Annotated in this window: 23 protein-coding genes; 17 read left to right on the forward strand and 6 right to left on the reverse strand. The window is 63.4% G+C overall.

Annotation, left to right across the window (positions count from 1 at the left end):
- Positions 1-246 precede the first annotated feature (246 nt).
- Entirely contained in the window at positions 247-2,892 is a 2,646-nt protein-coding gene (locus AC5P8F_RS13825; protein WP_445391658.1) for an excinuclease ABC subunit UvrA, read from the forward strand.
- A 59-nt stretch (positions 2,893-2,951) separates the two neighbouring features.
- On the opposite strand, the gene AC5P8F_RS13830 is transcribed toward AC5P8F_RS13825, so the two are convergent.
- Complete coding sequence (locus AC5P8F_RS13830; protein WP_197604594.1) at positions 2,952-3,755, reverse strand: SDR family NAD(P)-dependent oxidoreductase; 804 nt, start codon at positions 3,753-3,755, stop codon at positions 2,952-2,954.
- 155 nt (positions 3,756-3,910) lie between these two features.
- On the opposite strand from AC5P8F_RS13830, the gene AC5P8F_RS13835 reads away from it, so the two are divergent.
- Both AC5P8F_RS13835 and AC5P8F_RS13840 read left to right on the forward strand, forming a co-directional pair.
- Entirely contained in the window at positions 3,911-4,810 is a 900-nt protein-coding gene (locus tag AC5P8F_RS13835; RefSeq protein WP_229653766.1) for a GlxA family transcriptional regulator, read from the forward strand.
- A gap of 54 nt (positions 4,811-4,864) precedes the next feature.
- On the forward strand, positions 4,865-6,061 hold the full coding sequence (locus tag AC5P8F_RS13840) for an ATP-binding protein (protein WP_164109255.1): 1,197 nt from the start codon (positions 4,865-4,867) through the stop codon (positions 6,059-6,061).
- 54 nt (positions 6,062-6,115) lie between these two features.
- On the opposite strand, the gene AC5P8F_RS13845 is transcribed toward AC5P8F_RS13840, so the two are convergent.
- Positions 6,116-7,069 (reverse strand): alpha/beta fold hydrolase, encoded by a 954-nt coding sequence (locus AC5P8F_RS13845; RefSeq protein ID WP_049407332.1) that lies wholly within the window; start codon positions 7,067-7,069, stop codon positions 6,116-6,118.
- Between the two features lie 168 nt (positions 7,070-7,237).
- On the opposite strand from AC5P8F_RS13845, the gene AC5P8F_RS13850 reads away from it, so the two are divergent.
- The 8 genes from AC5P8F_RS13850 to AC5P8F_RS13885 all read left to right on the forward strand — a co-directional run bounded on the left by AC5P8F_RS13850 (position 7,238) and on the right by AC5P8F_RS13885 (position 14,858).
- Positions 7,238-7,807, forward strand: coding sequence for a TetR family transcriptional regulator (locus AC5P8F_RS13850; RefSeq protein ID WP_180834668.1), 570 nt, complete (start codon positions 7,238-7,240; stop codon positions 7,805-7,807).
- A 62-nt stretch (positions 7,808-7,869) separates the two neighbouring features.
- A complete protein-coding gene (locus AC5P8F_RS13855) occupies positions 7,870-8,346 on the forward strand; it encodes a nuclear transport factor 2 family protein (protein WP_123958565.1) in 477 nt (158 codons plus the stop codon).
- Between the two features lie 79 nt (positions 8,347-8,425).
- Entirely contained in the window at positions 8,426-9,154 is a 729-nt protein-coding gene (locus AC5P8F_RS13860) for a hypothetical protein (protein WP_329890246.1), read from the forward strand.
- Between the two features lie 233 nt (positions 9,155-9,387).
- A complete protein-coding gene (paoA, locus tag AC5P8F_RS13865; protein ID WP_329767912.1) occupies positions 9,388-10,035 on the forward strand; it encodes an aldehyde dehydrogenase iron-sulfur subunit PaoA in 648 nt (215 codons plus the stop codon).
- Positions 10,032-10,982, forward strand: a complete 951-nt coding sequence (locus AC5P8F_RS13870) for an FAD binding domain-containing protein (RefSeq protein WP_495228386.1) — start codon at positions 10,032-10,034, stop codon at positions 10,980-10,982. Before paoA ends, AC5P8F_RS13870 begins: the two co-directional genes overlap by 4 nt.
- Positions 10,982-13,186, forward strand: a complete 2,205-nt coding sequence (gene paoC / locus AC5P8F_RS13875; RefSeq protein WP_495228428.1) for an aldehyde oxidoreductase molybdenum-binding subunit PaoC — start codon at positions 10,982-10,984, stop codon at positions 13,184-13,186. Before AC5P8F_RS13870 ends, paoC begins: the two co-directional genes overlap by 1 nt.
- Before the next feature lie 8 nt (positions 13,187-13,194).
- Positions 13,195-14,256: an XdhC family protein gene (locus tag AC5P8F_RS13880; protein ID WP_495228387.1), complete on the forward strand. Its 1,062-nt coding sequence runs from the start codon at positions 13,195-13,197 to the stop codon at positions 14,254-14,256.
- A complete protein-coding gene (locus AC5P8F_RS13885; RefSeq protein WP_495228389.1) occupies positions 14,232-14,858 on the forward strand; it encodes a nucleotidyltransferase family protein in 627 nt (208 codons plus the stop codon). The genes AC5P8F_RS13880 and AC5P8F_RS13885 overlap by 25 nt, the downstream gene beginning before the upstream one ends.
- A gap of 104 nt (positions 14,859-14,962) precedes the next feature.
- Here AC5P8F_RS13885 and AC5P8F_RS13890 read toward each other — a convergent pair whose 3' ends face one another.
- The 3 genes from AC5P8F_RS13890 to AC5P8F_RS13900 all read right to left on the reverse strand — a co-directional run bounded on the left by AC5P8F_RS13890 (position 14,963) and on the right by AC5P8F_RS13900 (position 17,004).
- Positions 14,963-15,433: a hypothetical protein gene (locus AC5P8F_RS13890; protein ID WP_495228391.1), complete on the reverse strand. Its 471-nt coding sequence runs from the start codon at positions 15,431-15,433 to the stop codon at positions 14,963-14,965.
- Positions 15,434-15,790 (reverse strand): hypothetical protein, encoded by a 357-nt coding sequence (locus AC5P8F_RS13895; RefSeq protein WP_495228393.1) that lies wholly within the window; start codon positions 15,788-15,790, stop codon positions 15,434-15,436.
- A 458-nt stretch (positions 15,791-16,248) separates the two neighbouring features.
- Positions 16,249-17,004: a hypothetical protein gene (locus AC5P8F_RS13900; protein ID WP_495228394.1), complete on the reverse strand. Its 756-nt coding sequence runs from the start codon at positions 17,002-17,004 to the stop codon at positions 16,249-16,251.
- A gap of 169 nt (positions 17,005-17,173) precedes the next feature.
- On the opposite strand from AC5P8F_RS13900, the gene AC5P8F_RS13905 reads away from it, so the two are divergent.
- The 5 genes from AC5P8F_RS13905 (at position 17,174) to AC5P8F_RS13925 (ending at position 21,127) form a co-directional block, all read left to right on the forward strand.
- The gene (locus AC5P8F_RS13905; RefSeq protein ID WP_049414796.1) at positions 17,174-17,875 is read left to right on the forward strand and encodes a hypothetical protein; all 702 of its coding nucleotides are present in this window, start codon (positions 17,174-17,176) and stop codon (positions 17,873-17,875) included.
- A 248-nt stretch (positions 17,876-18,123) separates the two neighbouring features.
- A complete protein-coding gene (locus AC5P8F_RS13910) occupies positions 18,124-18,771 on the forward strand; it encodes a DarT ssDNA thymidine ADP-ribosyltransferase family protein (protein ID WP_080352925.1) in 648 nt (215 codons plus the stop codon).
- Positions 18,704-19,465, forward strand: a complete 762-nt coding sequence (locus tag AC5P8F_RS13915) for a DarT1-associated NADAR antitoxin family protein (RefSeq protein ID WP_495228396.1) — start codon at positions 18,704-18,706, stop codon at positions 19,463-19,465. The genes AC5P8F_RS13910 and AC5P8F_RS13915 overlap by 68 nt, the downstream gene beginning before the upstream one ends.
- A gap of 30 nt (positions 19,466-19,495) precedes the next feature.
- Entirely contained in the window at positions 19,496-20,080 is a 585-nt protein-coding gene (locus tag AC5P8F_RS13920) for a hypothetical protein (protein WP_141098013.1), read from the forward strand.
- Between the two features lie 567 nt (positions 20,081-20,647).
- The gene (locus AC5P8F_RS13925) at positions 20,648-21,127 is read left to right on the forward strand and encodes a hypothetical protein (RefSeq protein ID WP_088430497.1); all 480 of its coding nucleotides are present in this window, start codon (positions 20,648-20,650) and stop codon (positions 21,125-21,127) included.
- Positions 21,128-21,164: 37 nt separating this feature from the next.
- Here the strand turns inward: AC5P8F_RS13925 and AC5P8F_RS13930 are convergent, their stop codons facing one another.
- Entirely contained in the window at positions 21,165-21,524 is a 360-nt protein-coding gene (locus tag AC5P8F_RS13930; RefSeq protein ID WP_080352922.1) for a DUF3653 domain-containing protein, read from the reverse strand.
- 1,029 nt (positions 21,525-22,553) lie between these two features.
- Here AC5P8F_RS13930 and AC5P8F_RS13935 point away from each other — a divergent pair.
- The gene (locus AC5P8F_RS13935; RefSeq protein WP_108762001.1) at positions 22,554-23,222 is read left to right on the forward strand and encodes a hypothetical protein; all 669 of its coding nucleotides are present in this window, start codon (positions 22,554-22,556) and stop codon (positions 23,220-23,222) included.
- Positions 23,223-23,268 lie beyond the last annotated feature (46 nt).

The raw sequence follows: 23,268 nt of genomic DNA on the forward strand, positions 1-23,268 counted from the left end.
GTAGTGGCGGGCCCAGCATAGGAGCCGCACTGTGAGCGGCTGCATCAAGGGTGCGGCAACGTGGCGTCAAGCCTTCAGCCAATGCAGGTTAACAATCAGCCGCGTGGCGCGGTTGGCGTCGGCCACCTGGTGTTCCGACGCTGCACGCAATCACACATCCCCTCACTCCATTCACCCTGCAACAGCGACAATAACCGCCCGTGTGCGCATGCACGTATTCCACTGATTGGCAGCAGGATCGCGAAGATGTCCAACACCCCCTTTGGCGAGTCGTCATGCGCAGCCGCGGCCAGCGGCTGCATCGAGGTCCGCGGCGCACGCGAGCACAACCTGAAGAACGTCGACGTCTCCATTCCACGCAATGCGCTGGTGGTGTTCTCCGGGGTATCGGGTTCGGGCAAATCCTCGCTGGCGTTCGGCACGGTCTTCGCCGAGGCCCAGCGGCGCTACTTTGAATCCGTCGCACCGTATGCGCGCCGCCTGATCGACCAGGCGGGCGTGCCCGACGTGGATGCCATCGACGGCCTGCCGCCGGCGGTGGCCCTGCAGCAGCAGCGCGGTGCCAGCAACGCACGTTCATCGGTGGGCAGCGTGACCACGCTGTCCAGCCTGGTACGCATGATGTATTCGCGTGCAGGCGCGTACCCGGCCCACCAGCCCATGCTGTACGCCGAGGACTTCTCGCCCAATACGCCGCAGGGGGCCTGCAGCACCTGCCATGGGTTGGGCCACGTCTACGAAGTGACCGAAGCGCTGATGGTGCCGGACCCGTCGCTGAGCATCCGCGAGCGCGCCATCGCCTCCTGGCCGCCGGCCTGGCATGGCCAGAACCTGCGCGACATCCTGGTCACGCTGGGCTACGACATCGACGTGCCGTGGAAGAAGCTGCCGAAGAAGGACCGGGAGTGGATCCTGTTCACCGAGGACACGCCGACCGTGCCCGTCTATGCCGGCTTCACGCCTGCCGAGACGCGTGCCGCACTCAAGCGCAAGCTGGAGCCCAGTTACATGGGCACCTACACCGGCGCCCGCCGCTACGTGCTGCACACCTTCGCCAACACCCAGAGCGCGCTGATGCGCAAGCGTGTCTCGCGCTACATGGAAGGCAAGCTGTGCCCCGCCTGCCAGGGCAAGCGACTGAAGCCCGAAGCGCTTTCGGTCACCTTTGCCGGTGTGGACATCGGCGAGTTCATGCGGCTGCCGCTGGATCAACTGGCCGGGCTGCTCGAGCCCATCGCGCAGGGTGACTTCAGTGCACACAGCCACGGCGCACGCACCCGCAGGAGTGCGACGCCCCGCGATCGCGCCAAGCGGGCAGCCACTGGCCGTGCGACCCACGAAGGCGCGCCCGATGTGCGGCTGACCTCGGCCCTGTCGGAGGAAAAACGCCTGGCCGCGCAGCGACTGGCGGGTGGGGTCATGGCGCGGGTACGGCAGCTGCGCGAGCTGGGCCTGGGGTATCTCTCGCTGGATCGCGCCACGCCCACGCTGTCGGCCGGCGAACTGCAGCGCCTGCGGCTGGCCACACAGCTCAGCTCGTTGCTGTTTGGTGTGCTGTACGTGCTCGATGAGCCCTCGGCCGGCCTGCATCCGGCCGACAGCCAGGCGCTGTACGACGCGCTGGACCGGCTGCGCGATGGCGGCAACTCGGTGTTCGTCGTTGAACACGATCTGGAGCTGATGCGACGTGCACAGTGGCTGGTGGACGTGGGACCGCAAGCGGGCGAGCACGGCGGGCGCGTTCTCTACAGTGGCGAGCCCGACGGCCTGCGCCGCATCGAGGACTCGCGCACCGCGCGGTACCTGTTCGACCAGGTGCCTGCGCCTGCCAGCCGGCAACGCAGCGCCGACCGCTGGCTGGAGCTGAAGGGCATCCACCGCCACAACCTGCAGGGCGTGGACGCGCAGCTGCCGCTGGGAGTGCTGACCGCAGTGACCGGCATTTCCGGATCGGGCAAGTCCAGCCTGATGGCGCAGGCGCTGCCCGAGCTGATGCTGCTGCACCTGGGGCACGAGCCCGTGGACGACAGCGCCGACAGTACGCCCGAGGACGGGCCAACCGTGATCGAAGCGACGCGGGGCCAGCTTGCCGGAGCCGTGGATGCCATCCAGCGCGTGGTGCAGGTGGACCAGAAACCGATCGGCCGCACGCCACGCTCCAACCTGGCCACCTATACCGGCCTGTTCGATCACGTCCGCAAGCTGTTCGCCGCGACCCCCGACGCGCGACGCCGCCGCTTCGATGCAGGTCGCTTCTCGTTCAACGTAGCCAAGGGCCGGTGCGAGACCTGCGAAGGCGAGGGTTTCGTAAGCGTCGAACTGCTGTTCATGCCCAGTGTCTATGCGCCATGCCCCGCCTGCCATGGCGCCCGCTACAACGAGGCCACGCTGAAGGTGTTGTGGAACGGCCGCAACATTGCCGAAGTCCTGCAGATGACGGTCGACCAGGCACAGGCATTTTTCGCCGGTGAGGAAGCCATCGCGCGGCCGCTGCAGCTGCTGCAGGAGATCGGCCTGGGCTATCTCAGGCTCGGCCAGCCGGCCACGGAGCTTTCAGGGGGCGAGGCGCAACGCATCAAGCTGGCGACCGAGCTGCAGCGCAGCCAACGCGGCCGCACGCTCTATGTACTGGACGAACCCACCACCGGCCTGCATGCGTTGGACGCAGACAGGCTGCTGGTGCAGTTGCAGCGGCTGGTGGACGCGGGAAACACCGTGGTGATGATCGAGCACGACATGCGTTCTGTCGCACAGGCCGACTGGGTGATTGACGTCGGCCCGGGCGCAGGCGGCGCAGGTGGAACCATCGTGGCGAAGGGTACGCCACGCCAGGTGGCCCGCGCCAAGGACAGCAGGACGGCGCCGTTCCTTGCCAGGGAACTGGCGCTGTAGCGACGTCATCCCCGGCTATCGCACTCCACCACGCCGGGCAGCTGCAAGCCGTTCGCCGATCAGGCGCCGCTCACATAGCGCGGCGCCGGCTGCGCGAGCGAAAGGCCCGGTGCCATCGCCTTGCGTGCGTGCTCGAAGGCGTCCCACTCAGCGATGTCCGGAAGCGCGGGAATGGTCACAAGCTCACCCTGCGCCAGCCCGGCCAGGGACGCATCCACCATGTCTTCGGCGCTCATCACGATGCCCTGTGGCAGGTGCTCCACCGGCAGGCCGGAAAGGTGCCAGAAGTCCGTCGCGGTGGCACCCGGCAGGACGACCTGGACGCGCACGCCCTTGTCGGCCAGCTCATGGTGGAGCGACTGCGAGAACGCCAGCACGAACGCCTTGCTTCCCGCGTAGACCCCGTTGAGCAGCTCCGGTGCCAGCGCGACGATGGAGGCGATGTTGATGATCGTGCCCCGGCCACGTGCCACAAACACCGGCGCTGCAGCATAGGCCAGGCGCATCGCGGCGTTCACGTTGAGCGTGATCATGCGCTCCATCTCGCCGATGTCCGACTGCAGCAGGGGCGCCGTAGCGCCGATGCCGGCATTGTTGACCAGCACCTGGATATCCGCTCGGCCTTGAATGACCTTTTCAACTTCGGCACGCCCGTCGGGGATGGTCAGGTCCGCGGCGATGATGTCCACCGTGCGGCCGGTGCTGCGGGCCAGCGCCTCGGCCAGTTGGCGCAGGCGGTCGGCGCGTCGCGCGACCAGGATCAGGTCATGGCCGGCGTGGGCCAGGCGATCGGCATAGATCGCCCCGATGCCGGACGATGCGCCAGTGATGAGTGCGGTGCCGTGATGGGTAGGGTCGTTCACAGAGGTCAGTCCGAACCGGCGAACGTCGCCGGGGTCAGGGGAAATCTAGGTCGGCTTGTACGTGTCGTAAATGTCGTATATACCTCGTTTACGGCCACCCCTGAAAAACCGTCATGCCCAGTGTTGGATTTGTCCTGCCCGCCGGATTCCAGACCATGGCGATCGCCGCGGCGTCCGCCTTCGAACTGGCCAATGCCACCGAAGGCGCGCGCCTTTACGATCTGCACATGCTGTCCGAACAGGGCGGGCTGGTGCCCAGCTCGCTTGGCATGGCCATGCAGACAGCGCCGCTTGCGCAGCAGCCGCTGGATACCATGATCGTGGCCGGCCTGCTGGAGCCAGCCCCGTCCAGCGGCGCGCTGATCGATCCGATCCGTCACGCGGCCGCACGCACGCGCAGGACCGCGTCGGTGTGCACCGGCGCGTTCCTTCTCGGCGAAGCGGGGTTGCTGGACGGGCGCCGCGCCACTACGCACTGGTTCCACGCACGTGCGCTCAGGCAGCGCTTTCCCGCCGCGCAGGTGGAGGAAGACCGCATCTTCATCACCGATGGCCCGATCTGGACCTCCGCCGGCATGAGCGCGGGGCTGGACCTGGCGCTTGGCATGATCGAGCAGGACTTCGGTGCGGATCTGTGCAGGGCGGTGGCCCGGAAGCTGGTGATCTACCATCGGCGCGGAGGCGGGCAGTCCCAGCATTCGGTGCTGCTCGAGCTGGATGCCCGGTCTGATCGCATCCAGAACGCGCTGACCTTTGCACGCCGCAATCTGCGCGCCACCTTGTCGGTTGAAGAACTGGCGCAGGCCGCGCATCTGAGCACCCGCCAGTTCAGTCGCGCGTTCCGCGAGGAAACCGGGCAATCCCCCGCCAAGGCAGTGGAGGGCCTGCGGGTGGAGGCCGCTCGCGTGTTGATCGAGCAGAGCCGCTACACGATGGATGAAGTGGCGACTGAAACGGGCTTCGGTGATACCGAACGCATGCGACGTGCCTTCCTGCGCGCCTTCGGCCAGCCCCCGCAATCGCTGCGGCGCAACGCACGGGGCGGGGCGGACTGAGTGTTCGTGGCTGGATTCATGGGATGATGCACCACTGCGCCCGACTGCCACTACATGCACACACTGACCGATCCCCACCTGCTGAATGACATCGCTGAGATCGGTCGTATTGAAGCAGTGCCGCGCATCCTTGAAACCGTCGCCCATATCACAGGCTCAAGATTCACCGCGATTGCCCGGGTGACAGAAACCACGTGGACCGCCTGCGCCACCCTGGACACCCTGGGGTTCGGGCTCGTTCCGGGCGGGCAGCTGGTCCTCGAAACCACCCTCTGTGACGAGATCAGGCAGTCATCGACCTCCGTGGTGTTCGCGCACGCCAGTGCACATCCGCTGTATTCCAAACACCATACGCCCAGGATCTATGGGCTGGAGAGTTACGCCTCCGTGCCGATCCATCGGCCGGATGGCAGTTTCTTCGGCACCCTGTGTGCCATTGATTCGTCGCCGGGCAACTTCGATGAGGCGCATGTCCAACGATCCATGGAGCTGCTTGCCGACCTCGTTGGCAACTACCTCGACAAAGAGGATCAGCTGCTGGAGGCAGAGACAGCCCTTTCAACGGCACAGCGTGTTTCCGATCTGCGCGATCAGTTCATCGCGGTGCTGGGCCATGACCTCCGCAGCCCGCTGCAGGCCATCAGCGTGGCCGCCGATTCACTGGAACTTGAGGCAACTTCCGAGCGCCAGCAGCGGATGCTCGCGCACATCGCCGCCGGCGTCACCCGGATGGATGGCCTCATCGGTGATGTGCTTGATTTCGCCAGGGGGCGGCTGGGAGGAGGCATTCCGGTTTCGCTCCAGGAAAGCCACACCTTGCAGGCGGCGCTTGAACAGGTTGCAGAAGAAGTGGCGATCGCTACCGGTCGGCAGGACATCAACGTCCAGATGCGGATCGAAGGTGGCGTGGTCTGCGACACCGGCAGGCTGTCGCAGCTGCTGGCCAACCTGCTGACCAACGCAGCCCAGCACGGCGAGCGCTCCGCCCCAGTCACGCTGAGGGTTCAGGCCGCATCCCATCGCCTCACGCTGGATGTGCATAACGCCGGCTGCATTGCGCCTGAGCGGCTGGGGACGATTTTCAGCCCGTTTTCGCGTGAGCAGGGCGAGCTGCCCAGGCCAGGGCTTGGCCTGGGCATCTACATTGCATCGGAAATTGCCAAGTCCCACGGCGGAACACTGGACGTGCAGTCGAGTGAGAGCGACGGCACCGTGTTCACATTCCAGATGCCGACCGCGGCGCGTCCATGAAGGTGGGCGCCAGGCAACAGAAGGGCTCCGGCACCGCGCCGGAGCCCTGGCCACTCACTTTTCCTGCAGGAACGTCAGCAGGTCCTGGTTGACCTTGTCCTTGTGGGTGTCGGTCAGGCCATGCGGCGCACCCGGGTAGACAATCAGCCTGGCGCCCTTGATCAGTTTCGCTGACTGGCGGCCAGAGATATCGATCGGCACGATCTGGTCGTCGTCACCGTGGATCACCAGGGTGGGGACATCGAACTTCTTCAGGTCGGCGCGGAAATCGGTGGCCGAGAACGCGGCGATCGAATCGTAGGTGTTCTTGTGGCCGCCCTGCATGCCCTGCGCCCACCACGCATCGATCAGCCCCTGCGACACCTTCGCACCGGGGCGGTTGAAGCCATAGAACGGGCCCGACGGAATGTCCCGGTACAGCTGCGCGCGGTTATCCATCTGTGCCTTGCGGATGCCATCGAACACTTCGATCGGCAGGCCGTTGGGGTTGTCGGCGGTCTTCAGCATGAACGGCGGCACCGAGCTGATCAGCACGGCCTTCTTGACCCGGCCGGTGCCATGCCGGCCGATGTAGCGCGCCACTTCGCCACCACCGGTGGAGAAGCCCACCAGGGTCACATCGTGCAGGTCCAGTGTGTTGATCACCGTGGCCAGGTCATCGGCGTAGTGATCCATGTCGTTGCCGTCCCACGGCTGGCTGGAGCGCCCGTGGCCGCGACGGTCATGCGCGATGACGCGGTAGCCATGGTTGGCCAGGAAGATCATCTGCGACTCCCAGCTGTCCGAATTCAACGGCCAGCCATGGCTGAAGGTCACGACCGGGCCGTCCTTCGGGCCCCAGTCCTTGTAGTACAGCTGCACGCCGTCGGCGGTGGTGATGTAGCTGGCAGTGCGCGCGATGGCGGTTACCGGAGCCGGCTTGGCTGGTTCGGCGGCCTGCGCGGACAGGCCGGCCTGGACCGAGAGGGCGAGGGCGGCAACGGCCAGGGTACGGGCGAAGGTGTTCATGCGGAAACTCTCATGGGTGGGTGGTGAGACGTACTTTGCGCCTGCAATCAGGCGTCCGGGTGATGAAGTGTCCGGATTTCTTGATAGATCGTCTTGCACGGATGTGCGCGTACGAATCGATCGCGATCGCCTGTTGACAAGGTAGAACGCCCGTTCTACCTTGCAGCCATGAGCAAGCTCACCACCGACACCCAACAGAAGATCCTGGCCACGGCCGAGGCGCTGATCTACCAGAACGGGATCCACGCCACCGGCATGGACCTTCTGGTGAAGACCTCGGGCGTGGCGCGGAAGAGCATCTACCGCCACTTCGAGAACAAGGACGACGTGGCCGCCGCTGCATTGAAGGCGCGCGACGTGCGCTGGCTCGCCTGGTTCCGGCATGAGTGCGAGAAGGCGGACAGCCCGGAAGCACGCATCCTCGGCATGTTCACCGTGCTCAAGAACTGGTTCCAGTCCGAGGGCTATCGCGGTTGCGCCTTCATCAATACCGCAGGGGAGGTCGGCGACCCTGCCGATCCGATCCGGGAAATCGCGCGGAATCACAAGCAGAAGCTGCTCGATTACACGCGGGAACTTACCGAACAACTGGATGTGGAGCAGCCGGCGGACCTGGCCCGTCAGCTGCTGATCCTGATGGAAGGCGCCATCACCCTGTCGCGCGTGATGGGTGATTACGGCGCCGCAGACACCGCGAAGGACGTTGCAAAGCTGTTGTTGGAACAGGCCAAGCGTTAGCGCCTGGGTACGCCAGATCCTATGAAGCAACCCGTATATCCATTTCTATTGGAGGTCTCCCCGTGTCCGCAGAACAGCCCCGTCCGCCGCTTCCTCCGTTCACCCTTGAATCGGCCACGCAGAAGGTGCGTCTTGCCGAGGATGGCTGGAATTCCCGCGATGCCGACAAGGTGTCGCTTGCCTATTCGCTCGACACCCAGTGGCGTAACCGTGCCGAATTCACCAATGGCCGGGAGGAAGCCCGGCAGTTCCTGGCACGCAAATGGAACAAGGAACTTGAGTACCGCCTGATCAAGGAGCTCTGGGCCTTTACCGAAAACCGCATTGCGGTCCGCTACGCGTACGAATGGCACGACGACTCCGGCAACTGGTTCCGTTCCTATGGCAACGAAAACTGGGAATTCGGAGAGGATGGCCTGATGCAGCGCCGCTTCTCCTGCATCAACGACCTGCCCATCAAGGAAAGCGACCGCAAGTTCCATTGGCCGTTGGGGCGTCGCCCGGACGATCATCCGGGGTTGTCGGAACTGGGTATGTGATTCCCGCTGAGGCGCCTTCCGAAGCTCGCTCAGGTACGATGGGGCGGCCGGCATCTGCGCCGGCCGGGGCAGGGGCGCAATGGACATGCAGGCAGGGGGCGGCGTCGATCCGCCGGCAACGACCGATTCGCAGGAACTGACATTCCACTGGCTCTACCAGCGGGTGCAGGGGCTGGTTGAGCACAGCATCTATCCGAAGGCGGGCAGGGTGGAGACGTGGGCGTTTCGCATCGGCATGGGTGCGGCGATCGTCGGCATTCTCACTGGCCAGCTTCCGGATCGATGGCTGCCTGTCGGCGCAGTGCTGCAGGTGGTTGTTGCCTGCCTGGCAATCGAAATTGGAGGGTTCATTGCCGGGGGCGTCCTGGCCGCCCGCAGGGGCATTCGCCAGTTCAGCCAGCCTCGGCTCTCGCACGCGCGGGAGATGGATGGCGATTTCGCGCACTGGCAAGCGGTGGTGACCGAGCTTCGCGGATTTCCGCGCGTCCAGCGCGAGCGGCGCCTCAAGTACGTCAGTCACCTGCGCACAAACATGATTGAGCGCATGGGCATGATGTATGGCGGGCTGCAGCGGCTTGGACCATTCCCGCTGTTGATTGCCCTCTACCTGCAGTTCCGCGGATGGAAATGGGGCGACTGGGCGGGCGCTTTCGATGTTGGATTGCTAGGCGCACTGCTTATCTTCGCCATGGTGCTGCTGTACCTGCTGGGCTGGATGCTGATCGGCCTTCGCACCAGGCTGGATACCTACGTGGCATTGTTGGAGGGCTCTATCCACGAGCCCGAACCCTCGAAGCCAGCGCCGTGAGGGATAAACAGAACTGTGAGCCATCCAGTGAAGCATACGCATGGCTCAAGAGTGCCGCGCTGAAGAGTAAAAGTCGCGGTTGCCTGCATTGGTCGGATCGTACATGTCGCCGACTTCACAGGCCTGTACCCCGCAGATGGGCATAGTGCCCCTTGGGTAGTGTGAGCGCGTCCATCCAGCCACGGGATTTTCCCGAACGCCAGGAGGTCACTGTGCCAAGTTGTGATGAAGGAATGAAGTTGACGCGTCGCCAGGTGATCGCCGGCGGCGTCACGACCGTGGCAATGTCCGCCGCACCGGGGGCGTCATCGCTCGCCGCCGAACTGGCGACGCCCCCGCCGCCCAGGCCGCCGGTCGTCAGCACGGTGGCGTTGACCGTCAACGGCAAGCGGCGGGAGCTTGAGCTCGACACGCGGACTACGCTGCTCGATGCCCTGCGCGAACATCTGAAGCTGACCGGGACCAAGAAGGGCTGCGACCACGGTCAATGCGGTGCCTGTACCGTGCTGGTCAACGGTGAGCGCATCAATGCCTGCCTCAGCCTGGCGGTGCAGCACCAGGGCGATGCCATCACCACCATCGAAGGGCTCGGAACCCCCGATGACCTGCATCCGATGCAGGCCGCCTTCATCAAGCATGACGGCTACCAGTGCGGGTACTGCACGCCGGGGCAGATCTGCTCGGCGGTGGCGGTACTGGACGAGATCAAGCGGGGTGTCCCCAGCCATGTACAGGCGGACGTCAGCGCACGGCCCCGGGCCACCAACATGGAGATGCGCGAACGCATGAGCGGCAACCTCTGCCGCTGCGGGGCCTATTCCAACATTGCCGAGGCGATGGAAGAGGTTGCTGGCGTGACCTCTGCAGGGAGGCGCTCATGAGGGCCTTCAGTTACGAACGCGCCAAATCCCCCGCCGAGGCCGCCAAGGCCGTCGCCGGTACCGAGGGCGCGAAGTTCCTGGCCGGAGGGACCAACCTGCTCGACCTGATGAAGCTGGAGGTCGAGACGCCAGCGCACCTGGTCGATGTGCAGGACATCGGCCTGGACAGGATCGAACCCACCGACGAGGGTGGCCTGCGCATCGGCACGCTGGTCACCAATACCGCGCTGGCCTCGCATGAGCGCGTGCGCCGCGACTACGCGGTGCTGACCCGCGCGATCGTGGCAGGCGCCTCCGGGCAGCTGCGCAACAAAGCCACCACCGGCGGCAACCTGCTGCAGCGCACGCGCTGCCCGTATTTTTACGACCCCCATCTGCCCTGCAACAAGCGCCTGCCCGGATCCGGCTGCGGCGCACTCGAGGGGTTCTCCCGGCAGATGGGCGTGATCGGCACTTCGGACAGCTGCATCGCGACCTATCCGGGCGACATGGCGGTGGCCCTGCGGGTGCTGGACGCCTCGATCCAGACCGTCAGCGGTGACGGCAGTACGCGCAGCATCCCGATTGCCGATTTCCATCGTTCCCCCGGCGACAGGCCGCAGCAGGACAACGTGCTGCAGCGCGGTGAGCTGATCACCCACGTCACGCTGCCGGAGCCCCTGGGCGGTCGGCACGTGTATCACAAGGTACGTGACCGCGCGTCCTATGCGTTCGCACTGGTGTCGGTCGCTGCGGTCGTGCAGCGAGACGGGTCGGCGCGGTTCGCCTTCGGTGGGGTTGCGCCGAAGCCGTGGCGCGTCGAGGCAGCCGAACCGCTGCTGCGCGACGGCGTAAAGGCCGCGACCGGGCAGGTGTTCGCCGGCGCCCGTCCGACGCCGGAGAACGCATTCAAGATCGCGCTCGCCGAGCGCACCCTCGCGGCCGTGCTGGTGGAAGGAGAGCGCTGATGCCCCTTGAATTCAACGCCCCCGCCGGCGACAACCTGTTCGACAAGGCCAAGGTCGTCGGCAAACCGACGCCGCGCATCGACGGTCCGCGCAAGACCACCGGCACCGCCCCCTATGCCTACGAGCGCCACGACGTGGCGCCGAACCAGGCCTACGGCTACATCGTCGGTGCGGGTATCGGCAAGGGGCGCATCATTTCGATGGATGCCTCCCGCGCACGTGCCGCGCCCGGCGTACTGGCGGTCATCACCGCACCGGAAACCAAGCCGGTCGGCAAATCGAACTGGAACAACGCGCCGTTGTTCGGCGGACCCGAAGTGGCCCACTACCACCAGGCCATCGCCTGCGTGGTGGCAGAGACCTTCGAGCAAGCCCGCGCCGCCGCGGCGCTGATCCGCACCCGCTACGAGCGCAGCAAGGGCCGCTTCGATTTCCCGGCCCTGGCACCGACCGCGCCGCTGGCAAAGGGGCGTGACGGCAAGCCCGACCGGCAGGCGCTGGGCGATTTCGACACCGCCTACGCGAGCGCCGCGGTCAAGCTCGACGAGACTTATCACACCTCCGACGAAAGTCATTCGATGATGGAGCCGCACGCCACCATCGCCGCCTGGGAGGGTGACACGCTCACGCTGTGGACGGCGAACCAGATGATCGACTGGGCCAGGCAGGGCATGGCGGCGATCCTCGGCATCGACCCTGCCAAGGTGCGGGTGGACTCGCCCTATATCGGCGGCGGCTTCGGCGGCAAGCTGTTCATCCGCGCCGACGCGGTGCTGGCCGCGTTGTCGGCCAAGCAGGTCGGGCGACCGGTGAAGATCGCGCTGCAACGCCCGTTGATGCCCAACAACACCACGCACCGGCACGCCACCCTCCAGCGCGTGCGGATCGGCTGCGGAAAGGATGGCCGGATCTCCGCCATCGCCCATGAGAACTGGTCGGGCAACATCAACGGCGAGGATGGCGAAAACGGCACCCTGCAGACGCCCAAGCTCTATGCAGGCGCCAACCGCCTGGTGGCCAACTACATCGCCACGCTCGACATGCCCGAAGGCAATGCGATGCGCGCACCGGGTGAAGCACCGGGCCACATGGCGCTGGAAGTGGCGATGGACGAAATGGCCGAGAAGCTGGGCCTCGATCCGATCGCGTTCCGCATCCTCAACGAGCCCGAGGTCGTGCCCGGCGATCCGTCCAAGAAGTTCTCCGACCGCAACCTGGTGCGCTGCCTGCGCGAAGGCGCGGAGCGCTTCAACTGGAACAAGCGCAATGCCAAGCCGGCGCAGGTCAGGGAAGGGCATTGGCTGGTCGGCATGGGCGTGTCCGCGGGCTATCGCGGCGCACCGACGATGAAGTCGGCGGCGCGGGTCCGGCTTGACGGCCAGGGCGGGGTGATTGTCGAGACCGACATGACCGACATCGGCACCGGCTCCTACACGATCATCGCGCAGACGGCAGCCGAGACCATGGGCGTGCCGCTGGACCAGGTCCAGGTCACCCTCGGTGACTCCCGTCATCCCGCCTCCGCCGGTTCCGGCGGCCAGTGGGGCGCGGCAAGCTCCACCGCGGGCGTGTACGCGGCGTGCGTCAGCCTGCGCCGCAAGGTGGGCGAGAAACTCGGCTTCGACGGCGACACCGCAGACTTCGCCAATGGCCGCATCCAGGCGGATGGGCGGACCATCACGCTGGCGGAGGCGGGAACCCTGTCGGCGGAGGACGGCATTGCCTTCGGCGACTTCAAACAAGGCTACGACGTCGGCACCTATGCAGGACATTTCTGCGAGGTCGCCGTGCATGCCTACACTGGAGAGACGCGCATTCGCCGCATGCTTGCCGTATGCGATGGCGGCCGCATCCTCAATCCGCTGTCTGCACGCAGCCAGGTCATCGGCGGGATGGTGATGGGTGCGGGCGCGACCCTGATGGAGGAGCTGGTGGTCGACAAACGGCTTGGTTTGTTCATCAACCACGACCTGGCCGGCTACGAGGTTCCCGTGCACGCCGACATTCCGTACCAGGAAGTGGTCTTCCTCGACACGCTGGATCCGGTGATCTCGCCGATGAAGGCCAAGGGTGTGGGTGAACTGGGCATCTGCGGGGTTGGCGCCGCGATCGCCAATGCGATCTACAACGCAACCGGCGTGCGCGTGCGCAGCTATCCCATCACCCTGGACAAGCTGTTGCCCGGCTTGCCCGACATAGGCTGACGTTGCGCATGGACCGACCCGTAGCCTCGCCCACTCTGGAGGTCTCCGCCGCAGGCGGAGGGGAGCCCGGCGATCTTGCCGAGGACCTGTCCGCAGCGCCGGGCTTCCTCGCCGAAGGCAGCCCGCGCGGCGTGCTCGAGACGGCCTTGACGCGCGTGCGTGCGGGGGAGCACGCCGTGCTCGCGCTGGTGCTGGAAACCGATGGCTCCACCTACGCCGGTGCCGGCGACATGGTGCTGTTCTGCAACGGCGGCCAGGTCGGCTGGCTGAGCGGCGGATGCCTGGAGCCCGAGCTCGCGCGACGCGCGGAGCAGGTGAGCGCGGCAGGGCGGGTCGACTGGATCGAGATCGACACCCGCAGTGACGACGACCTGTTGAGCGGGTCCGCGCTCGGCTGCCGCGGCCGGCTTCGGATTGCGCTGCTGCCGTTGCGTGCCATGGCCGGCCTCGACGACGTCATTGAGGCTTGGCTGCGCGAGGGCGTGTCACTCCAGCGCGACCTTCGCACGTCGGGGCAGGTCGTTTTCCGTGCGGGCCATCGCGAGCAGGCGTGGCAGCTGCATCCGATGGAGGGTACGCAGCCCTTTGGCGAGGGTGCGTGGCGTTTGCCGTTGCCCCGGCTTCCGCGGGCCCTGGTGTTGGGGGGCGGTCCCGAAACGCCCTTCCTGGTTCCGCTGCTGCGCGGCCTGGGGTGGCGGGTCAGCGTAGCCGAACGGCGAGCGCGCTGGGCCTCAGCCGGGCAGTGCGCGGATGCGCATCTTCAGACCAGCCCGGCCGAGGCCCTTCATGGCGACCGTTGCGACGCGGCACTGGTGATGCATCACGATTTCGAACTGGACCGGGAGACGCTGGTGGCCCTGGCTGATACCAACGTCGCGTTCATTGGACTGCTGGGTCCGCGGCGAAGGCGCGAGGACCTGTTCAAGCTGCTGACACCGGATCAGCGCCACCGCCTTTCCCCGAGACTTCGGTCACCGGTCGGCCTGAACATCGGCGGCCGAGGGCCGGAGGCGATTTCGCTCAGCATCGCCGCGCAGCTGCAGCAATGGCGAAGCGCGGACGGCAGGTGACTGACGCGCATGCGGTCATCGTGCTTGCTGCCGGCGGGAGCACCCGACTTGGCCAGCCCAAGCAGCTTCTGACCCGGCAGGGCGAGACCCTGTTACATCGCGTAGTGCGGCTAGCGCTGGAGCTCGCGCCAGCGCAGGTCCTGGTCGTGGTGGGCGCGAACGCACAGGCAGTGACATCCAGCATTGCCGGGCTGGATGCCACGCCGGTAACCAATCCCCACTGGGAACGCGGCCTGGCGAGCAGTCTGCAGGTTGCCGGCGCACACCTGCTGCCCACGGTGACCGCGGTGATGGTCGTGGCATGCGACCAGCCCGCAATCGAGCGCTCGCATCTGCAGGCGCTGCTTTCCGGTGCCCGCGCCGCAGCGTCAACGTGCGCGGGCACCCGCCACGGAAATGCGCTTGGCGTTCCCGCAGTCGTGCCGCGCGCCTGGTTCACCCCTGTCGGTGCAGCCGGTGACCGCGGCTTCGGAGCGCGCCTGCGGCAACTTCCTGTCGATACGGTGCATGTCGTGCAGGCACCGGAACTGGCCCTGGATATCGATACGCCAGAAGATCTTGCGCGTGCGCGCGATGCGGGCTGGATCGATGCCGGGAGGTGACCCGCATGATCACTGGGCCAATGCCTGGCTCGCAGGTGACGAGCGGCAGGGCTGGAGCCCTAACCCTCGCTGCCCGCAGCCCTGTAGAGTCGAGCCATGCTCGACTACGGCACGCCACATCGCGCCCCATCAGGCACATCACTAGCAAGAATCTGCAGCACACGATCCAACAGAACAGGTTCCGGCACGTCAGCCAGCACCTGCTCCAGATAGCCCACCGGCTCCAGCTGCCATTGAAGTAGCGTGCCAATCTGCAGAACGGCGGGCGCCCGCTGCTCCGCGTCCAGTGAGACCTGCAACAGCAGATGGTGCGAGCGCCCCTCCAGCCACAGCACGGGTATGCCCCGGCAATGAACCTGGAACTCGGCATCTCGGCGCCGCTCGACGAACTGGAAGCCCTGCCGTGGCCGAGAGTCCACGAACTGCATCGCCTGGCGGCGCAGCTGTGAAAATCGATCGTCGTTGATGCCTTGGAACGCGACGGGCGAGGGCACCGGCGTCGCAGGCCACAGCGCCTGTGCCGCAACCACCACCACAAGACAGAGCGCGTTGGCCGCCCAGCGGCACCACGCCACTCAGCCCTCCGGATGCAGTCGGGTACTTGCGTGTGCGGTAAGGCCGATTCCGGCCATGATCAGCCCCTCCATTACGCGCGGGCCAACGTACTGCTCCAGCTCGCCATTTTCGCGGGCGCGCTGCGCGGCCAGCAGAATCTCCAGGACCACGCGAAGCCCGGCCAGCGAGCAATCGGTATCCGCCAAGGCGATGCGCCGGCCCGGCATCTGATGGCGCTCTGGCCACGGTTGACCATCGGACGCGGCGCCGGAGCCGATGCTGTGCAGCAGGGCGATGAGGGTGTTCGGATCCAGCCCGGGGCCGTTGGAGGGCGCGTCGTGGATCGGGTGCGGGGTAGGGGAGTGGGGCTGGTTCATGGCAGGGCTCCTTGCGCGCATGCAGAAGCCGCCACCGATAAAGGTGGCGGACGGTGCGAGGTTCGAAACCCGGTCTACGCTAAAACCGGCAGGCACAAGGCCTCCGCGCACCGCCCGCCATAGCCGGCCGACGGATTGCCAGCCGGCACCACCTGAGGGGTGATGCCGGCTGGCAAGCGTTTACTTCAGCGTAGAACCGGGGTTTCGAATCCCGGCCACCCGTTTCCGGTGGCACGCAAAGGAATACGCCCGGTTGTGCGCGATGCCAATGCAGTAAGGCCGATGCCGTCACCACATTCAACATTTTCAGAATCGTTGCATATGGCGCAACGGGCCTGGAGCCTTGCGCCGCAAGGCTGTTGTCGATGTCGGCGGTGCACGCCTGACGAGTGTCGGCATCCGTCCGGCGAGGCCGTGAAGGAGGCGGATGCGACAGGGTTGCCAAAGGCCGCCAGGCGTCAGTAGCCCTTCAACGCGACCTTGGTCCGCTCCAGCCATGCGGCATTGTGGCTGCGTGCGTGACGCGACCAGTGCTGGGCATCATCGATGATGCTGGCGAACAGGCTGCGGGCCTGCTCACGATCGTCGGGCTGCGGCTGTGCCATCAACCACTCGGCGTACAGGCAGCGGGCGGCGGCATCGTTTCCGCATTCCACGGCTCGCTCGAACGCGGCGCGGATGCCGGGCGCTTGGGCAGCCGCCAGTGCCTGCGCGTAAAGCAGGGTCTGTTCCGGCTTGCGGCGCACATCCGAATGGCGGGCGAACAGGCCGTCCAGCGTCTCCGCCGCAAGCGCGGGCTGCCCCGAATCGAGGCGGGCACGCGCCAGGCCGGTCAGAATGTAGGGATCGTCGCCCAGCGGCGAGCTGGCTGCCTGCTCAAGCAGGGTTCTGGCTTCCTCCGCCTGGCCAGCATCCAGCAGTGTCATGCCCAGGCGAACCCGATTCTGCACGGTGGGCGTACGTGCCAGTTCGGCGCGGGCATTGCGCAGGTCCTGGCCCGGGTCCATGAGCTGCTTGGCGGAACGGACGACCTGCCGGGCGCCGCGCGAGTGGCGGGCTTCCGGGAAGTAGATCGCCAGGAAGTAGACGACGCTGCCGAGCAGCGGGAACGAGAAGAGCAGGATGAGCCAGTAGAGGCTCTGGCCTGAGCGGATGGCGTGCACCGCGAAGTAGATGGCCGCCAGTACGTGGAGTCCGATTCCGATATAGGGCATGTGCGCCGCCTCGTCCTTGTGAGGGTTGGCACTATAGTGGGGGAGGGGGGGGGCGCCAATGGGGCGGGGCGATCGGGCGTGACGCGTCACGTTAATTGGATCAACCCCTCCTCGACGCAGGGCAGGCCTACCGATGCGGTAAAAAACCGGGTGATTAAACGGAGGGCAAATGGAGTTTGAGAAGATCCGGGCAGTAGTCAGGCTTGCGGAATACACGGTCGTCGACCGGCCGCCACTCCGGGTGAAGGAGGGTCCGCTGCTTGCATTTTCAGAAGAGTTTTTAGTCGGACCATGGTTAATCATGAGTGGCTTCAGCATCATCTGGAAACGCCTACTCTGGATCTTCCTCCTCACACTCATCTTCATGAGTGGATTCTTCCTTATGGAATCCGCTTTCGATCCTGTCATGATTATCGCCGCATTGGTGCTGAGTGTTGTCAGCGTCTACTTCGGTCTTCCTACTCGAACGGTCCTTGCGGGCGTCACCGCAACGTCTACTGGAAAGCTTGCAGTTGCTATCGAGGAATTTGTGAAGGATCAAGCAGAGCTGGAGCGATTGTCCTCCGGCGTGCAGCTAGTGAAAGCTCAAACGACCGAGCGAATGGCGCGTTTCAATGTGTTCGCTGGCATCCTTTGGGGCGCCCTGTTCTGGCTCGTCACGGCACGCGTGCTATCCCCGGCCATTTCACTGGACACTGTAAAGGCGAGCATCTTTCCAGCCATCGCTGTAGCAACCCTGTTCATCGGGCTGTCTGTGGTTGCGGCTGGCTACGCAGCAGCTGTACGAATCGCCTATCAGACATTGGACTTTGCGCTCCTGGAGGTTAAGGGGAAGCTAGCTTGCGGCATCCTCGCATCATCAGACTCATAGATCGCGGGGTAAGCACTACGGAAATCTGGCCGCTCCATACACCTACGATAGATATCAACTAATTCTCACAGGCTCTCATAAGTATTGCTTTCATTCTGGCCCAACTAGGGCGGGTTGCTCTTTGCTCGCCGCATCGACTGCGGCATGATAAATTGAAAGATGCGGTTCGCACTGACGTGCCCGCGCCGGGGTCGAGCCACTGGCCGCCGGGTCATCATTGACAGCACATGACAGAGAAGGAAATCATCATGGCAGCGACGATCCAGGAATTCGTACACGAACGAGGTATCAAGTATCTGGTTCATTTCACGAGGGAGAGCAATCTGACTTCCATCATTCAGCGAGGACTTGTACCTAGGGATCTGTTAGCTGGAGAAGGCGGGGTTAAGTTTAACGATACTGTACGGCTAGACGGGACATCGGCAGTCTGTCTTTCAATTGACTTCCCCAACTACAAGATGTTCTTCAAGGTTAAGCAGGCAGATGTCGACGAAAGCTGGGTAATTGTGGCGGTTAGCCCCGCTGTACTGTCGTCACCCACTGTCGCATTCTGCGCTGGCAATGCAGCGTCGGCCGCGATGACAAGCATTCCGATCGCTCAACGCATGGGGCTACAAGCCCTTCAGGGCATGTACGCTGACTGGAATGGTGTGAGCCGCGCAACTCTAGGCATCCCCGATAGATACCCAACTAATCCACAAGCTGAAGTCCTAATGCTAGAGGGAGTTTCGAGAGAGCACATACTTGGAGTATTTGCTTTGAATCAAGCGGTAAAGGCTAGGCTTGTTGCTACGCACGCAAAGCTGAACGAAAGAAATGTTGCAGTCAATGCGAGTATTTTCCGCTACCGCCAGGACTACGCCCATTGGAAACAGGTGGCTGACAGTGGCATCTAGGCCAGTATTTGCGCCTTCACTCAGTGGCGACCTGCTCGTGCTCACGAGGCACGTCGACTTTCAGTGGTTCCCTGGGATGTCGAAAACTCAGTCTCAAAAGTCGATTCGATCCCTGCATGCGGAAGCGAGTAGGCAATTTGGGCTGGACGATATACTTGAGATATCAAGCAAGTCAGCCGACGCTCTTGGAGTAAGCTTGAGCGCCTTTAATCTGATGATCAAGACAGTCAAGCGTGGCCGCGAGTTCAGCTTGGAATGCGCATATCAAGCAAGCAAGGTGTTTGAGTCTGGAGGTCCCTACGTTGACTTGATGGATGCATCATCGATTGATGCCAAGCGAGATCCGCGCCTGACTCGAAGTGGTCGACTGGTTGGCTTCCGGTTCTTTGGGATCGACTGGGAACTGGAGCCAAAGACCGCGTTTTATGATTGGTTGTACATCAACGCACTTCACAAGCAGCCCGCAATTGCCGATGAGGTGATGAGGTATCAAGCCTTTACTGATATAGCTTTTAATCCGGAAAAATCCGTAAACTGCCAAGCTTATTCCGCAGCGCTCTATGCATCCTTGCGGGGGCGCGGTCTTTTGACGGTGGATATTCTTAAAGACAAATTCGCGTTCTTATCCATTGTCGATACCAATCATGTAAGCAATGCACGCGAGGATACCTCTGTTCAAAGTCGACTCATTTAGGGCTGATGATTACGGCGACAGGGAATGCACATGTTCTTACTAGACCACAGCAAAGAAATCGCATCGTTGTTAGCTCCTGTGCTAACAGCGACTTTCGGCTGGCTCTCCAAGGGGCGCGCTAGGCTGCTTTGTGCCCAGAGGCATGGCTTTACCTTCTATATCCCTCCTGAAGCCGATAGCTCGGGACAGCAGAGAGATGCCATCACTGTGCACACCATCTCCTATTTCATTCGGAACGATGGAAAAATTCCTCTGAATGGAGTGGAGGTGGTTTGGCAGTGGAAGCCAGATGGAATGCACCTTTGGCCTCCGCGCCCATTCTCTCAGGAGCAAACACATGACGGCCGCCATGTCGTGGGGATCAAGAGCTTGGCGCCAGGCGAAGACTTTTTGGTAGAGGTGATTGGATTCGGCTCAGCGCTGCCTCAGATGCAAAGCTGCCGAAGCGAGCAAGCAGTGGCGAGGCATGTAGAGCTTAATTTCTACGAGAAGTTGCCGGCTTGGCGATACCGAATGGTGCGAATTTTGACGCTTGCGGGCATCGCGGGGATCGCATATGCAGTATTACTGTTGCTACAGATCATCCTGGTAGGCAGCAAATTGGTGACGCCGTAGGAATTCCACCAACGGGAAGCTGGCTAACATCCTCAGGAGGAGGGGATGGATACTCGACTTGGCATCTTCTGAGTGTTGTTAGCTGCAGCCGGCTCTGTTTCAGGGCAGCAGATCCATTCAGTCAGGGGCCCTGCACCAAATCACATCCCGATAGCGCCCAGCGCGACCCACAACTCGATGGCAAAGACCACTACGCCATTCAACTGTGACCAGTACCGCTGGCCTAATCACCCGCACCCGGGAATGAACCCGCTTTGTGACGGGCTTGAGGCCGATGTCCTTCAAGGCGAGTCCAGGCAGGCGGGACGCCCTAAGCCATCAACCGAGGTTGTTGCATTGCCTGCAATGGGTACGGATGCAGCTAAACGCTCAGGAATGGCCTGCATAGGCGGTCAGGCAATGCGTAAGCTATCGAACGGCTGGGAGCAGGTTTTGTCTCCCAGAGGCGGCTGGCTTTGCTGCCGGGAGCGTTGATTTCAAGGGCAGGGCGCGGAGCCCCTGCAAACCAGCCAGCCTCCAACCGATGTAGCGCGCAACAACCACTGTGAAATTAACCTCAGGTGCAAGATGGCTATCAGCAAGGAAGATTCTGACCAGCTTCGTGACGTGCGTGGAGCTGAGTTCTTTGAGCGCTATAACAAGCCGCACCCATACGCTCACAACCTTCTTCAGGGCCACCTCTTCATAGAAGAGCAACTTGAAGTGATCATTATGTCCGTATTCTCCGAGCCTGAGGCTGTAATTGAGGCTAAGTTGAGCTTTTGGACAAAATTGAAGCTTGCGCAGGGAGTGGTTGGCAAGAGTGTCGACATCTGGCCCGCACTTGAAAAACTCAATTCCGCGCGCAACGAGCTAGCCCATGGACGGGACCTGTCCATCCTTGAAAGGAAGATCGATGATTTCCTAAGCGCGATGCCCGGCTTGAGCGAGCATCACCGGAAGGATGATTCGCGTGCGCACAAGTTGAACATGGCAATAATCGGGGCCGCTGGCTATATCACTCGGACTGCAGAGAGCTACCGCCCCAGAGCATCCGTCACTGAATGATCTGGGGTGTAGGGGCAGCGCCCCTACGAACAAAGCCTTACACGCGCTGACGCGGTTTCGGCCCACGACTCATGTAGACCACATTGGACGTCTCGGCGCCGGGGCCGGGATCACGCACGCAGAACCGTCGTTCTCGGCGAATTCTGAGCGCTTCGGCTAGGTAGATGACGCTGGATTTCGCCGTGGTCGAAGCTTTCCGTGCAGCTGCGGTCCGGGGAGCCGCCTCAGCCATCATCAGCCGCCATTCCCGCGCGATGTTGCAGGTCAAGGACCACCAGGTCATGTCACAAGGCTCCAGTTGGTGACCCTCAGGGGTGAACATATGCCCAGCTTGGAATCCGAAACCGGCCCAAGGGCCGGTTAGGTCGATGCGATCATGGGGATCGATTTTGCTCATGCTGCAATCTCATCCTTGTCGGGGGGAGCCAACAGGGAGGCAAGAGCCAAGCCAGAGCCAAGCCACAGCCGGAGCCATTGCCAAGCAGAACCCATGAACCGGATCACGCCCGATACAGCATTTCGCAATCTTGGTACTTGTTTGTACTGTTGCGCCCCGGAAATGGCTGTTTCAGCGAGAAAAATGCAAGAATCCAGAGCATTCAAGTGTTTCGCAGACGTCGAGGGCCAAGTGTTGCGGCTGATGCTTGAGCAAGGCGCAACGGAACTTCATGATCGCGCAACGGGCAGGCACCTGCCGTTGCGCGACCCCGGGGCACGTGATGGCCCTCCAGGCTGTGGCGCAGTCAGGAGTATGCGCCTTCTTCAGCTGGCGAGATTCAAGCGGCTGTGCTCGAGAAGCACGCAGGACGTACGGTTGCCGGCGTCCGACTTCCGGCGGCTCTTCGGCGCGGGTACCAAGAGGTGAACCCGGACCTAAATCAGATCCAGATCGTCTGGCGTCAGCCCTGCCAGCGCCAGCACCCTGTCTTGCCTCATCTGTTCCCCCCAGAGACTCCATGTCCGGTCAGTGGACAAGAACCCTGTCACCCTGCAGGCTGGGCAAGTCAGTTCGACGCCACCATCTACATCGACAAGTCCGCATCCCCGGAACATGCGTGACTCGTCCCCACATGCGCCGCACTTGGCCTGAAGCGTCTCGACGCGCTCGATCGTTCCGTTGACGCGCAGCAAAGGACGGATCCTCAGGATCCGAAAAGCAACTGGAGAGGTCATGTGTCGTGCCGGTCAGGGGCTAGACACGGAGGCGAAGGATTCGCGCCCAAGAGGAGCCAAGTCGAGCCAGCGTACAGCATAAATTGTTAAGAATCCTCAAATTCACTTCACCCGTTGGTGCCGGTGCGAATGTCCTGGCGGGGACTCGACTCAGCAAGGCTTAACGCAATGGTTTGGCCGACAGCCGAACTCCATTCGGCCCCGGGCGGCAGGGAGAGTAAGCTCACCTTCAACCATTTGACCCGGGGCTCTTGTGGATCTCATCAGACTGCTGCGATCGCTTGAGGAGTTCCTCTATGAACTCGTAGGGTGGCTGGTGTTCTACCCGCGGACCCTGTGGAGGGTGCTGGTGCAGCCGGGCGAGGTAGCGCACTACACGCGCCGAGAGTTCTCCAAAGATCCGGAACAACGATTCGCCGATGCCATCAGCCCTGTGCTGATGTTGATTCTGTCAGTGGTGCTGGCGCACGCATTGGAAATGTCTACGCGCACCGCCCCCCTCGCGGTATCAGGACCCGTAGGCAAGCTGCTGTTTGGAAGCGAGCAGGGGCTGCTGCTCACCCGTTCAGCTGCCTTCTGCATCTTCGCCCTGGGGGCGGCGCTAAGCACGCTGTGGCGACAGCGCCTGCCCGTCAACCGCGACACGCTGCGGGAGCCTTTTTCGATACAGGCGTTCATTGCGTGCCCATTTGTGATTCTGCTTGCAGTTTCGCAGGCAGTGGGCTCTGCTGGTGGAGACATTGCGCATGGCTGGGGTGTGGGGATCGGAGCGCTGGCAGTTGCATGGTACTTGTGGGCGCGCACGCGCACCTTCGTAGCACTGAACGGCACAGGGTACCTCCAGGCATTTGGCTTTGTACTCGGCTCCTTCCTGGTGACGCTGGCCCTGGTCGTCGCACTGACGCTCGCGTTGGTTCTCTAGATCAAGAGACCGGTTAGCAGCCGAGCCTGAAAACGAAATCCGATCA

The sequence above is a fragment of the Stenotrophomonas sp. YJH_SMC_69 genome (genome assembly GCF_059370495.1).